Origin of the sequence: Pseudomonas sp. NPDC090203 (assembly GCF_044746765.1) — a bacterium.
GTDB lineage: Bacteria > Pseudomonadota > Gammaproteobacteria > Pseudomonadales > Pseudomonadaceae > Aquipseudomonas > Aquipseudomonas putida_AD.
The window spans coordinates 143,695-156,974 of sequence record NZ_JBIVCV010000004.1; the positions used below are offsets into that span (position 1 = coordinate 143,695).

Below are 13,280 nucleotides of genomic sequence, written 5' to 3' on the forward strand. Positions count from 1 at the left end.
GTTAGTGAGTCTCTTCAAGAGCGTGAGGAACGACCGCCGAATTAGTGGCTTTGCTGCGGCTCAGGAATTTGGCGAGCGAGCGCATCAACACGTAGAAAACAGGTGTCAGGAACAGTCCAAAGAAGGTCACGCCGAGCATGCCGCCGAACACGGCCACACCCATCGCATGACGCATTTCCGAGCCTGGGCCGTGGGAGAACACCAGCGGCAGCACACCCATGATGAACGCGATCGAGGTCATCAGGATCGGACGCAGACGCAGGCGGCATGACTCCAGTGCTGCCTGCACGGTCGTGCGGCCGTGGTGCTCCAGTTCGCGAGCGAACTCGACGATCAGGATCGCGTTCTTGGAGGCGAGTCCCACGAGTACGAACAGCGCGATCTGGGTGAAAACGTTGTTGTCGCCGCCGGTCAGCTTCACGCCCAGCAGAGCACACAGGATCGACATCGGCACGATCAGGATCACCGCCAGTGGCAAGGTCCAGCTTTCGTACTGCGCGGCGAGCACCAGGAACACCAGCAGCACACAGAGCGGGAACACGTAGAACATGGTGTTGCCGGCGAGGATGTCCTGGTATGCAAGGTCGGTGAACTCGTAGGTGATGCCTTTTGGCAGCACTTCTTTGGCCAGACGTTCGATGGCGGCCTGTGCCTGGCCGGACGAATAGCCAGGCGCCGGGCTGCCGTTGAGATCTGCCGACACATAAGCGTTGTAGCGTTGTACCCGTTCCGGGCCGTAGGTATTGGACACGCGCATCAGCGAGGCGAGGGGAATCATGTCGCCGTTGGTGCTGCGGATCTTGAGCTTTTTCAGGTCTTCCACGTGGTTGCGGAACTGCTCGTCAGCCTGCACCCGCACCTGATAGGTACGCCCGAAGCGGTTGAAATCGTTGACGTACACAGAACCCAGGTTGACTTGCAGCGTCTGGTAGATCGTTTGGAGCGGCACGTTCAACTGCTTGGCCTTGTCACGATCGATGTCGGCGTAGATCTGCGGCACGTTGATCTGGTAGCCGGTGAAGACACCCGCCAGTTCAGGCGCTTTGCGCGCACGGGCCTGGAGTTCCTGCGTCGCTTTGTTCAATGCGTCGTAGCCGACGTTGCCACGGTCTTCCACCATCAGCTTGAAGCCGCCGAGGGTGCCCAGGCCGTCCACTGGAGCCGGTGGCACGACGAGGATGAACGAGTCTTCGATCGACGTCATGCGTTTGTTCAACTCACCGGCAATGGCGCCTGCGCTCAGGTCTCTGGAGCTGCGTTGAGCGAAGCTCTGCAGGTTGCTGAACTGGATACCCGCGCTGGACGAGGCCGTGAAGTCGTTGACCGACAGGCCCGGAAACTGCACAGCGTCGCTGACGCCGGGCGTTGCAGTCGCGATCTTGCCCATGCGCTGGATGACGGCATCGGTACGGTCCAGCGATGAGGCGGTCGGCAGTTGCGCGATGCCGATCAGGTAGCCTTTGTCTTGCAGCGGCACGAAGCCCGCAGGCACCAGCTTGAACATCAACCCGGCACAGGCGGCCAGCATCAGGTAGACGGCGATGGCGCCGGACTTGCGTTTGAGGGTGCCTTTGACGCCCATTTCATAACGCTCGGACGAGCGCCCGAAGAAGCGGTTGAAGGCCCGGAAGAACCGGCCGAACAGCGTGTCCATGATGCGGGTCAGGGCATCTTTCGGCGCGTCATGGCCCTTGAGCAACACAGCGGACAATGCCGGCGCCAGAGTCAGGGAACTGAATGCCGAGATCACGGTGGAAATGGCGATAGTCAGCGCGAACTGTTTGTAGAACTCACCGGACAGGCCCGGCACGAAGGCAATCGGCACGAATACGGCACAGAGCACCAGGGCGATGGCGATGATCGGACCGCTCACTTCCTTCATGGCCTGTAGCGTGGCTTCACGGGGCGACAGACCGCTGCCGATGTTCCGTTCGACGTTTTCCACCACCACGATGGCGTCGTCCACGACGATACCGATGGCCAGCACCAGACCGAACAGCGACAGGGTGTTGATCGAGAAGCCGAATGCGAGCATCACGGCAAAGGTGCCGACCACGGAGACCGGCACGGCGAGCAGCGGGATCAGCGAGGCGCGCCAGGTTTGCAGGAAGATGATGACCACCAGCACCACCAGCGCGATGGCTTCGAGCAGGGTGTGAATCACCGCATTGATCGAGTCCTGCACGAAGCGGGTGGTGTCATAGACGATGCTGTATTCCATTCCCGGCGGGAAGTCAGCCTTCAACTGTTCCATGCGGTCGCGAATGTCGCTGGACATCTGCAGCGCGTTGGCGTTTGGCGCTTCGAAGACGACCAGCGCCACAGCCGGCTGGTTGTTCAGGCGGGCACGCAGGTTATAGGCGTTGGCACCCAACTCGATGCGGGCGACGTCACGCAGGCGGGTCAGGGCGCCATCGGCACCGGTGCGCACGATGATGTTGCCGAACTCTTCAGGGGTTTGCAGCCGGCCCTGGGTCTTGACCGATAGCTGGAAGTCACTGCCTTTGGACGGCGACTGACCGATAGCCCCGCCGGCCACTTGTACGTTCTGCTCACGGATGGCATCGGTGACGTCAAGGGTGGTCATGTTGCGCGCGGCGATCTTCACCGGGTCGAGCCAGATACGCATGGCGTAGTCGCCCGAGCCGTTCAACTGCACCTGACCGATGCCGGCGATGCGGTCGAGCTGGTCCTTGACGTTGATCGTGGCGTAGTTGCGCAGGTACTGGTCATCGTAACGACCGTCCGGCGAGGTCAGGTGCACCACCATGGTCAGGCTGGGCGTCGATTTGATGGTGGTGACGCCGATCTGGCGCACCTCTTCGGGCAGGTGTGGCAAGGCGCGTTGCACGCGGTTTTCCACGTCCGTCTCGGCTTGCGAAACCTTGGTGCCGATCTTGAAGGTCACGGTCAGCAGCAGGTTGCCATCGGCCGTCGATTGCGACGACATGTACAGCATGTTGTCGACGCCGTTGACCTCTTGTTCCAGCGGCGTGGCCACCGTCTCGGCAATGACCCTGGCGTCAGCGCCCGGATACTGCGCGCGGATCTGCACGGCGGGTGGCACCACGTCCGGGTACTCGGCGACAGGAAGCGTGAACAGCGCGATGAGCCCTGCCACGAAAATGATGATCGACAGCACCCCCGCGAAGATGGGCTTGTCGATGAAAAATTTCGAGAAATTCATGATCGATCAACCCTTTGACTTGGCGTCAGGTGTGGTTTTGGAGGCTGTTTCGGGGATGGTTTCTGCGACAGGTTCATCAGGATTGAAATCCATCGAAACCATGTGCGGTGCCAGGGGGGCGCCTGGCATCACCCGCACCAGGCCGTTGACCACGATCTGCTCGCCAGCTTTCAAGCCGCTGCGCACGACACGCAGGCCATCCACCGTGTTGCCGAGGGTGACCTGACGGTATTCCGCCTTGCCCTGAGGATCGACGACGAACACGAACTTGCGATCCTGATCGGTGTTGATCGCACGCTCGTTGATCAGGATGGCCTGGGTTTCATTGCCGCCATGGGTGCCACCCAGCAACTGCACGCGGGCGAAGAGGCCCGGGGCCAGGGTCTTGTCGGCGTTGCTGAAGATGGCGCGCATGCGCACGCCGCCGGTTTGCGGGTCGAGCTGGTTGTCGACAAATTCGAGCTTGCCCTCGTGGGGGAAGCCTTGCTCGTTAGCCAGGCCAACCCTGACGCTGACATCCTTGCCGCCGTGGTGAGCGGCACCGACACGCAGGTAGGTGTCTTCGTCACCGTCGAAGGAGGCGTAGATCTTGTCGTCGGACACCACCTTGGTCAGCACGGCGCTGGTGTCGACCAGGTTGCCCAGTGTGATATCGGCCTTGCCTACGCGGCCATCGATGGGGGAGGTCACACGGGTATAGCTCAGGTTGAGCCTGGCGTTGTCAGACTCGGCTGCGGCAGCACGGGCGCTGGCTTCCAGCTGCTTGAAGTTGGACAGGTTTTCGTCCAGCTCACGCTGCGCGATGGCTTTCTCGCCGATCAGCTTCTGGGAGCGGGCCAGCTCGATACGTGCCAGGTCCACCTTGGCCCGTGCGGCAGCCGCGGCGGCTTCGGTACGGTCGGCTTCGGCTTGATAAGGGCGCGGATCGATGACGAAGAGCACGTCGCCCTTCTTGACGATGGCACCGGGGGTAATGTTGACGCTGGTGATGAAACCCGGGACCCGGGCACGAATATCGACGCGCTCGATGGCCTCCATGCGACCGGAAAACTCCTGGGTTTCGACCACGGCTTTCTGCACGACCGTCGCGGCGGACACCACGGCGCCAGCAGCAACCGCTGAATCAGCGGGTTTTCCGCCGGCGTCGTCGCAGCCGGACAGGTTCAGGACCAGCAGGCCAGCCATTGCCATCGCCACGGCACCGACGAGAGGGCGGATGCGGGTATTTGGGTGATGAACAGTTTTCATAGGTTCTCTTCAGAAGTCGGATGGATTGGCTAGCGAAAGGCTGGCTCTGCCCGCTCACGAAACCGGCACCGGCAGGCCCTGAGCGGCGGCAAGCAATGAAATGAACGCTCCCTGTGGAGTGCGTCCGGGTGTAACATTATGGTTATCATATCAACCGGGCAATTGCGGCTTCTTGATTTGCATAATCAATTCAAATGATAATCGTAATCCTATTGTGCGAACACAGCCCGCTCGCACTGTGCGAGATGCCAGGTGGGAGGAGGGCTCGGTGAGTGCAGAGCTGTCCGCTCTGATGCGGCAGGATTGCCGAAGCTATGGCTCGCTGGCCAGCATCCGGGCCAGGAAATCGACAAACACTCGGGCAGACATGCGAGTGGTTCGCCCCATCGGAAAATAGGCATGAACGGGCAGTTCGGCCATCTTCCATTCAGGCAGAACCTGGACCAGCGTTCCGGCTTTCAAGTCTGCGGCACAGGCCCAGGACGTGGTGGACACAATGCCCAGCCCACCGACGGCAGCGGTCAGTGCCCCGGCCGTATTGTTGATGGAAAGCTGCGCGTTGGGGCTTACTGAGGATTGTTCGCCGTTGCGCTCCAGTTGCCAGGAGGTGACTTGGGACCCTGCCGGGCCACCGACGACTCGATGACTCTGGATGTCAGCTGGACACTCAGGCGTGCCGTGCTCGGCCAGATAGTCCGGGGACGCCACCAGCACGCGCCGCATCAGGCCTATCTGCCGGGCCGTCCCGGAAAGGTCCGGCAGGTGCCCGACGCGGATGCCGACGTCAACGGCGTCCTTGACCATGTCCTGCCACTGGTCTTCAAGCAGCAGTTCCAGATGCAGGGACGGGTGCTGTTCGGTGAAGGTCGAGAGCCTCGGGATGACGATGCGCAGCCCCATCGTTGCAGGCATGCCGATGCGCAGCAACCCGCGAAGCTCCCCGGTTTCCCGCACGCTGTTTTCGGCATCGTCGACCGCCGCCAGGATGGGTTCGACGCGCATGAGGAATTCCAGACCTGCTTCGGTTGGCGTTACGGCGCGGGTGGTTCGGGACAGCAGGCGGGCGCCGAGACTGGCTTCCAGCTCCGCAATCATTCGCGAGACCTGGGATTGCGCGAGCCCGCTTTCCCGGGCCGCTGCCGAAAAGCTCCCCAGCCGCGCGACCCGCGTGTAGATGCGCAACGCGACGATGTCTTTCAGCGCCATCTTCCCAGTGCTCCGTCCATTCCGTCAGCCCACACAGCCCGGTGCATCCGCGTCGACCCGTGATCGATCAGGCCCGATCAGCGTGCGGGCGAGGTGCACCCCACAGCGGGCGATCATGCCATGAACGGAGGTTCATTAATGCTGATTCGAGATAGATGTTAGACCAAATCGACGGCTACCGGCGGCCCCGTCAAACGACGATATTGGCTCCATCGCAAGCGAGACGCTGCGGTGCTCGCCGCTGGCGAATTCGCCCGCCTGCAGCCTCAACGGCAAATGAAACGGGCTCGACCGGTTCGTGCATCTCGAGCCGGTTTCCCTGACTGACTTGACTTCCCCAGCCTCAACCTGATGACGGAGACAATCATGGACTTCATCAATACCCTGACCGAACGCAATGCCGAGTACGCAGAGAACGGTTTCTCGGCAGATCTCAAAATCATCCCTTCGCAGAAAACAATGATTATCGGTTGCGTTGATCCTCGGGTGGACCCGATGGATATCTTCAAACTCGACGCTGGTGAGGCCGCCATCATTCGCAACGTGGGCGGCCGCGTGACCCCCGAGCTGTTTCAGACCATGGCGATTCTCGGCACGGTGTCGAAAGTCGGCGGCAACCCCGTCGGCGAAGGCTGGAATCTGGTGGTGTTGCACCACACCCAATGCGGGATCACCGGTTGCCTGCATCATGCGCCTCATCTCCTTGCTCGATACATGGGCGTGGAGGAGGGCAAGCTGGCAACGCTGGCCATCGACGATCCGTACAAATCGGTCGAGATCGATGTCGCGGCCCTCAAGGCCAATCCGAACCTGCCTGCAGATGTGATGGTCACCGGGCTGGTGTATGACGTGACCACCGGCAAGGTTGAAACCGTGGTGCCCACATCACGCCTGAAAGGGTAGGGGTTCGCCCTGCGGCATCGGCTCTGCACCGTTCGCCCTGCTGGTTTCGATCTTCGACCTGAAGTCGGCCAGCCGAGCGGGCATGGGGCGCATCGCCCATCAAGGCCGTTCTGTATCACAACGTATCGCCCAGGGTCAGGGCAACGTTTGCATACAAGTAGGCTTCGGCCAGAAATGAGCCAGATACAATGAGTCATTCAAATGGAGTACCGCACAAGCGGAAACAGCCACCCTGACGGCTCACTCCTGGAATAGACCCATGTCACAGTACTTAACTCGCAAGACCCGGCTCGTCATCGCCCTCGCGACTGCCCTTTGCGGATTCGCCGGGATATCACAGGCTCAAGATGCCAGTGCGCAGGCAAGCCCACCTAATTCATCGGCCGCAAAGAGCTGGCAAATCGGCCTTCATCGCACTGATCTGGTGAAGAGGGACCTGGACTTCGCGGATCGTGAGGCCATTCAAGTCCGGGTCGACTTCGAGCCGGGCGTCGCGGCCCCCAGGCATTCGCATCCGGGGGTAGAGATCGCGTATGTGATCAGCGGCACTTTCGTATATGAGCTGCAAGGTCAACCCGCCGTGACGCTTCATGCCGGTGACTCGTTATACATCCCGGCCGGGGTTCCTCATGTTGCAACTAACGTCGGCACCACCACCGGCTCGGAGTTGGCAACCTACATCGTGAAGAAAGACGTCCCGCTGTTGAAACTGGAACCCTAGCGCACCTTGGTGCCCGGACCCTGCCGCGAGATCAACGACGTGAGGGCACTTGTGTTTTGTGCTTCCGAGGCACTCAAACACTGCCCTCACGTTCAATAACCAGAATTCGCGCTTCGCCACGGGGATGGGCAACATGTTCACATCCAATCCCTGCGAAAAACACATCACCTGTCAGCAAGGTCACGACGCGCTCGATGCCTGACTCGCGATAGTGCATCTCTACCGTGCCGTCCAGAACGGCGAACACTTCCTCACCGTCATTCACATGCCATTTGTAGGGCTGATCGGTCCAGTGCAGGCGCACGGTGGTGCCGTCCATGTTAGCGATGTCGTCAGCACCCCAGGCACGGGTGGCGGTGAATTCCTTGCTCCGAATCACTCTCATTGTGGCTGTTCTCAAACGGTTCGCTAAAGCCCGGCAATCTACCAGAACTAACTTTCGTTCGCGGCGGGGCGTTGATGGATGGCTCCCGGCCCCGCACATCATCATGAATCTGGCTAATGCTCCATTGAAATCAATTCGTTTTTGTTCATACAGCCAGCGCCCTAACATGCGGACTGCTCTTCACCACAGATGGCGTGCAGCCTGCCGGGTGAAAAAACAGAACGTCGGCCACGCCTGAAAAGACAAGCAGCACATTCAGGTCTGGCGCAAAGAACACAGGGTGTCAGATCAAGATGAACACAGACTTTGCATTCGCTATCAAGAGCATCTGTTTCGACGAGAATTATTTTCCCTCGGACACTACGCGCATCACCACCAACTTCGCCAACCTGGCCCGTGGGGAGAGCCGGCAGGAGAATCTGCGCAACACCCTGAAGATGATCGATAACCGCTTCAATGCCCTGGCGCACTGGGACAACCCTACGGGCGATCGCTACCGGGTGGAACTTGAGATTATCTCCGCTGAAATGACGCTCGATGCCCAAGGCCGTGAACAGGCCATCCCGCTGATCGAGGTGTTGAAAACAACCATTGTCGATCAACACACCCATGAGCGTATCAACGGCATTGTCGGAAACAACTTCTCGTCTTACGTGCGCGATTACGACTTCAGTGTGCGCCTGCTGGAACACAACAAGAACCGCGTCGGGTTCAGCACGCCGGAAGACTTTGGCGACTTGCACGGCAAGCTGTTCAAGTGCTTCGTCAATTCGAGTGCCTACAAGGCGCACTTCGACAAACCGCCGGTGATCTGCCTGAGTGTGTCCAGTTCCAGAACCTATCACCGGACCGAGAACCAGCATCCGGTGCTCGGGTTCGAGTACAAGCAGGATGAGTATTCGTTGACCGACGAGTATTTCAGGAAGATGGGATTGACCGTGCGCTACTTCATGCCGCCTAACAGCGCGGCGCCTTTGGCGTTCTACTTTTCAGGCGATCTGCTGAGTGATTACACCCGTCTGGAGCTGATTGGCACCATCAGCACAATGGACACCTTCCAGAAGATATACCGGCCTGAAATCTACAACGCCAACTCGGCTGCGGGGAAATCCTACCAGCCGAACTTGAAACATCAGGATTACTCCCTGACCCGCATTGTCTATGACCGGGAAGAACGCAGCCGGCTGGCGATCGAGCAAGGCAAGTTTGCCGAAGAGCAGTTCATCAAACCCTATCAGGCCGTGCTTGAGAAGTGGTCCGTCAGCTGCGCCCTTTGAATCATTTAAAACAAGGTTATCGTTCATGAAAAAACTGTTGCCCACCTCGACCGCCGGTAGCTTGCCCAAACCTTCCTGGCTGGCCCAGCCCGAAACACTCTGGTCACCCTGGAAGCTGGAAGGCGACGCATTGGTCGAGGGCAAACAGGACGCGCTGCGTCTGTCACTGCAGGAACAGCAACTGGCGGGTATCGATATCGTCAGTGATGGCGAGCAGACACGTCAGCACTTCGTCACGACGTTTATCGAACACCTGGACGGCGTGGATTTCGAAAAGCGCGAAACCGTGAGAATTCGCGACCGCTACGATGCAAGCGTGCCAACAGTGGTGGGGGCAGTTGCGCGTCGCAAGCCGGTGTTTGTCGAAGATGCAAAATTCCTGCGTCAACAGACCGGCCAGCCAATCAAGTGGGCGCTGCCAGGCCCGATGACGATGATTGATACCCTGTTCGATGCCCACTACAAGAGCCGTGAAAAGCTGGCCTGGGAATTCGCCAGGATCCTCAACCAGGAAGCCAGGGAGCTGGAAGCCGCCGGTGTCGATATCATCCAGTTCGATGAGCCTGCATTCAATGTGTTCTTCGACGAAGTGAACGACTGGGGCGTTGCGACGCTGGAAAGGGCCATTGAAGGACTCAAATGCGAAACGGCCGTGCACATTTGCTACGGATACGGCATCAAGGCCAACACAGACTGGAAGAAAACCCTGGGTTCGGAGTGGCGCCAATACGAAGAAGCTTTCCCCAAACTACAAAAGTCCAGTATCGACATCGTCTCGCTGGAGTGCCACAACTCTCACGTGCCCATGGATCTGATTGAACTCATTCGCGGCAAGAAAGTGATGGTCGGGGCTATCGATGTGGCGAACCACGCCATTGAAACCCCCGAGGAAGTTGCCAACACCCTGAGAAAGGCGCTGCAGTTCGTTGACGCCGACAAGCTCTACCCTTGCACCAACTGCGGCATGGCACCTCTGCCTCGTCGGGTTGCCAGCGGCAAGCTGCAAGCATTGAGCGCGGGCGCAGAGATCGTGCGCAGAGAACTTTCAAACCAAGGCTGAACCACTATTGAAGTGGCGGACTTTTATCCAGGATCTGTTATGTCGCTTACCGGTACTGCCATCGAGCCCTTGCACTTTCGCGAAGCGCTCGGGCATTACGCATCGGGCATCACCGTGGTTACCTCGCACATCGCCGGCGAGCCGATTGGCTTTACCTGCCAGTCGTTCTACAGCGTGTCGATGAGTCCGCCACTGGTGTCATTCAGCGTCATGTCCCAATCGGCCAGTTATCCCAGGATTCGCCAGGCCGGCCGGTTTGCGGTCAATATCCTCTCCGGTGAGCAGGTCGATATTTCCAATCAGTTCGCACGCCGAGGCACGGACAAGTGGCAAGGCGTTGACTGGCATCAGTCGCCCTTGGGCAACCCGATCATTGGCGGCAGCCTGCACTGGCTTGATTGCGAAATCCACGCTGAGTATCCCGCTGGCGATCACCTGATTGTTATTGGTGAGGTCAAGGCTTTGAGCCTTAAAGAGGCAGCGGCTGAGCAGCCGCTGCTGTATTTCAAAGGGCAGTATCGCAATCTTGCGGAGCAGGGTGGGGTTTGAAGCTTACCTGTTCCGCTTGAGCAAGAAATCAATTGTATCGCTGATCGACGCTTCATCAGGCGCGCCATCGTATCGAACGCCGTTGAAGATGAACGGCAGGATCGCCCTGGGCGAGCGATTCTGCCTGATGTTCAGCGCTGGGGGTTCCACTGCACCTGGATAGCTGCCGCGTATTGACTCACCAGGATCAACGCAGCGGTCAGGATGGCCAGAGTGCCGCCGAGCATGAGGGCGCTTGGCACGCCCAGATGGTCTACGGCCAGCCCGCCTGCAAGTGCGCCGATACCGATCGACACCTGCGCGCTGGACACGAAAATGGCGCCCATGGCCTCCAGTCTGTCTGGCGCCATTGCAAACAACCAGCTCTGCATCGCGATGGGCAACAGTCCGAAACCAACGCCCCACACCATCACCAGCAGTACAACGGCGGGCGCGAGCGAGGCGGCCCCTGACAGCAGTAACATCGGTAGCCCCATCAGCAGCGCTGTGCCGATCAGTGTCCAGGCGGGGCTGCGGCTCACCGCCCAGCCGCCTGCCAGGTTGCCGACGAAACCTGCGGCACCAAAACCCAGCAGGATCGCACTGAGCGAAACCGCCGACATACCCGCTTCATTGATGAGGTAAGGCGACAGGTAGGTGTATGCCGCGAACTGTCCGACGAAGATCAGCAACACGGCTACCAGGCCTACTCGGGTTTTGCGCAGGCGCAGCACTTCAGCCAGCATCGTGAGCCCCGCGCCGGCTTGCGCAGGCAACCGGGGCAGCGTTCGCCACAGCAGCAAGGTGACGACGACCGACAGCGCTGCAGCTGCCGAGAACACCACGCGCCAGCCGAACAGTTCACCCAGCAAGGTGCCCGCGGGCACACCTGCAACGGTGCCGATCGACACGCCGGAGAAGATCAGCGAAGTGGCCTTGGCCGCCTGCTCGGGCCGCAGTCGAGGCCCCAGCGTTCCGCCGATGGTCCAGAAGCCGCCGACGGCAATGCCGAGCAGCCCGCGCCCCAGCAGCAACAGCCACAGGTCCGAAGCCATCACCACGGTCACATTGGAGATCGCGAGCAACGCCAGCAGGGCGCAGAGCACGAGGCGCCGGTCGAAGGTGCGGGCCCACAGCAGCGTCAAGGGTGTGGTCAGCGCAGCAAGCAGGCCGGGCAGTGTCACCATCAGCCCGGTCTGCCCTTCGCTGATGGCCAGCCCCCGAGAAATCTGTGGCAGCAAGCCGACTGGCAAGAACTCGGTAGTCACCAGTGCGAAAGCACCGATACCCACCGCAGCGACCGAAAGCCACGAGGACGCCGGGTTGGAAGAAGTCGAGGATTGCACAATAGTCTCCTGCGCGAGGCCGGCTCAGCGGCCTGCTTGTCAGTTGTGTTTGACGAGGTTCAAGCCGGGGAGCGGACCGCCGGGAAACTGCGCCAGTTGGCCCTGTTGCAGGCCGCCAAGGTCGATGCCGAAAAAGCCCAGTCGAGCGATGAGTTCAGCGACGGCCTGTTTGGCCTGCGGGTGTTCGCCCGAGTAGAACAGCACCCGCTTGCCGCCTTCAGCCCCGGGGTTGGCCAGAAACGCTGGCGCCAAGTGGTTGAACGCCTTGACCAGCAGGGCACCAGGCAGCATGTCTGCCACTATCTGGGACGAGGTCCTGCCGTTGAGATCGAAAGGCTTGAACAGCGGCGCCTCGATCGGATTGTTGGTGTCCACTACGATCCGGCCGTTCCATGGGCCCAATCCTTCGACCGCTCCCGGGATTCTTGACCAGTTGACCGCCAGGAAAACGACGTCTGCCTGGCTGGCCTGCAGTGGCGTGACCGCTTGGGCGAGCGGACCGAGTTCCGCCACCAGCGACGCGAGGCTGTCCGGCCCGCGACTGTTGGCGATGCTCACGTTGAGCCCGGCGTTCACAACCAGCCGGGCAATGGCCGCGCCAATGGCGCCGGTACCGATGATGCTGATATTCATGGCAGCCTCCTCAGGCGGTGAAACCACCGTCGACCATCAATTCGGCACCGGTGACGAAGCTCGCCTGGGCGCTGGCCAGGTAGGCAACCGCGCTGGCGACGTCCTTGCCCTCGCCGTAGCGGCCCACTGCGATGTTGGGACGAACGAAGTCGGCTACCGGGCCGTCACCTGGGTTCATGTCGCTGTCGGTAGGGCCAGGGTGTACGGTGTTGACGGTGATGCCGCGCGGGCCCAGGTCACGAACCAGCCCGCGACTGAAACCGGCCACTGCGCCTTTGGTCAGGGTGTAGGCCGAGGCGGTGCCGAACGCTGCGTACTGCACCATGGAGCTACCGATGTGGATGATCCTGCCGCCCTGGCCCATATGCTTGAGGGCTTCCTGGGTCGCGACGAATACACCGGTGACGTTGACGGCCAGGATGCGCTGGAAGTCTTCGAAGGCGATGTCTTCCGGCGCGCCGAGTACGCTGATGCCAGCGTTGTTGACCAGAATGTCGACCTTGCCAAAGCGCCTGGCGACTTCACCGACCGCAGCGCGCACGGCATCAGGGTTGCCGGCATCGGCGGCCAGCGCGATGGCCTGGCCGCCCGCCTTGACGATGTCTTGAACGACCGACTCGGCACGTTCGGGTGATGCGTTGTAAGTGATGGCGACGGTGGCGCCGTCTGCGGCCAGGCGCTTGGCGATGGCTGCACCGATGCTGCGCGAACCGCCGGTGACGATTGCGATCTGGCCATTCAGGGGAAGGGTGGTGGTGTTCATGTCTGTAGCCTCAGGTATTGGGT

12 protein-coding genes are annotated in these 13,280 nt (G+C 60.5%); 5 read left to right on the top strand and 7 right to left on the bottom strand.

Annotation, left to right across the window (positions count from 1 at the left end; all coding sequences use genetic code 11):
* Position 1: 1 nt before the first annotated feature.
* The 3 genes from ACIPO9_RS08515 to ACIPO9_RS08525 form a co-directional block, all read right to left on the bottom strand.
* A complete protein-coding gene (locus tag ACIPO9_RS08515) occupies positions 2 to 3,187 on the bottom strand; it encodes an efflux RND transporter permease subunit (RefSeq protein WP_400780045.1) in 3,186 nt (1,061 codons plus the stop codon).
* A 6-nt stretch (positions 3,188 to 3,193) separates the two neighbouring features.
* Entirely contained in the window at positions 3,194 to 4,435 is a 1,242-nt protein-coding gene (locus ACIPO9_RS08520; RefSeq protein WP_400780047.1) for an efflux RND transporter periplasmic adaptor subunit, read from the bottom strand.
* Between the two features lie 312 nt (positions 4,436 to 4,747).
* The gene (locus tag ACIPO9_RS08525) at positions 4,748 to 5,641 is read right to left on the bottom strand and encodes a LysR family transcriptional regulator (RefSeq protein ID WP_400780049.1); all 894 of its coding nucleotides are present in this window, start codon (positions 5,639 to 5,641) and stop codon (positions 4,748 to 4,750) included.
* Positions 5,642 to 6,007: 366 nt separating this feature from the next.
* On the opposite strand from ACIPO9_RS08525, the gene ACIPO9_RS08530 reads away from it, so the two are divergent.
* Together ACIPO9_RS08530 and ACIPO9_RS08535 are read left to right on the top strand one after the other, a co-directional pair.
* Positions 6,008 to 6,544, top strand: a complete 537-nt coding sequence (locus ACIPO9_RS08530) for a carbonic anhydrase (RefSeq protein ID WP_400780051.1) — start codon at positions 6,008 to 6,010, stop codon at positions 6,542 to 6,544.
* A gap of 259 nt (positions 6,545 to 6,803) precedes the next feature.
* A complete protein-coding gene (locus tag ACIPO9_RS08535) occupies positions 6,804 to 7,265 on the top strand; it encodes a cupin domain-containing protein (protein WP_400780053.1) in 462 nt (153 codons plus the stop codon).
* Between the two features lie 73 nt (positions 7,266 to 7,338).
* Here ACIPO9_RS08535 and ACIPO9_RS08540 read toward each other — a convergent pair whose 3' ends face one another.
* Entirely contained in the window at positions 7,339 to 7,650 is a 312-nt protein-coding gene (locus ACIPO9_RS08540) for a cupin (RefSeq protein WP_400780054.1), read from the bottom strand.
* Positions 7,651 to 7,943: 293 nt separating this feature from the next.
* Here ACIPO9_RS08540 and ACIPO9_RS08545 point away from each other — a divergent pair, with 293 nt between their 5' ends.
* The 3 genes from ACIPO9_RS08545 to ACIPO9_RS08555 are packed head-to-tail and all read left to right on the top strand — an operon-like array spanning position 7,944 to position 10,536.
* Positions 7,944 to 8,927 (top strand): DUF1852 domain-containing protein, encoded by a 984-nt coding sequence (locus ACIPO9_RS08545; RefSeq protein ID WP_400780056.1) that lies wholly within the window; start codon positions 7,944 to 7,946, stop codon positions 8,925 to 8,927.
* 25 nt (positions 8,928 to 8,952) lie between these two features.
* On the top strand, positions 8,953 to 9,987 hold the full coding sequence (locus ACIPO9_RS08550) for a methionine synthase (protein WP_274131163.1): 1,035 nt from the start codon (positions 8,953 to 8,955) through the stop codon (positions 9,985 to 9,987).
* Between the two features lie 39 nt (positions 9,988 to 10,026).
* On the top strand, positions 10,027 to 10,536 hold the full coding sequence (locus ACIPO9_RS08555; RefSeq protein ID WP_400608327.1) for a flavin reductase family protein: 510 nt from the start codon (positions 10,027 to 10,029) through the stop codon (positions 10,534 to 10,536).
* Between the two features lie 131 nt (positions 10,537 to 10,667).
* Here the strand turns inward: ACIPO9_RS08555 and ACIPO9_RS08560 are convergent, their stop codons facing one another.
* Genes ACIPO9_RS08560 through ACIPO9_RS08570 form a run of 3 tightly spaced genes read right to left on the bottom strand, consistent with a single transcriptional unit; the run spans position 10,668 to position 13,257 of the window.
* Complete coding sequence (locus ACIPO9_RS08560) at positions 10,668 to 11,861, bottom strand: MFS transporter (RefSeq protein ID WP_400780058.1); 1,194 nt, start codon at positions 11,859 to 11,861, stop codon at positions 10,668 to 10,670.
* Positions 11,862 to 11,900: 39 nt separating this feature from the next.
* A complete protein-coding gene (locus ACIPO9_RS08565; protein WP_400780060.1) occupies positions 11,901 to 12,494 on the bottom strand; it encodes an NADPH-dependent F420 reductase in 594 nt (197 codons plus the stop codon).
* Positions 12,495 to 12,504: 10 nt separating this feature from the next.
* On the bottom strand, positions 12,505 to 13,257 hold the full coding sequence (locus tag ACIPO9_RS08570; protein WP_400780062.1) for a 3-oxoacyl-ACP reductase family protein: 753 nt from the start codon (positions 13,255 to 13,257) through the stop codon (positions 12,505 to 12,507).
* Positions 13,258 to 13,280 lie beyond the last annotated feature (23 nt).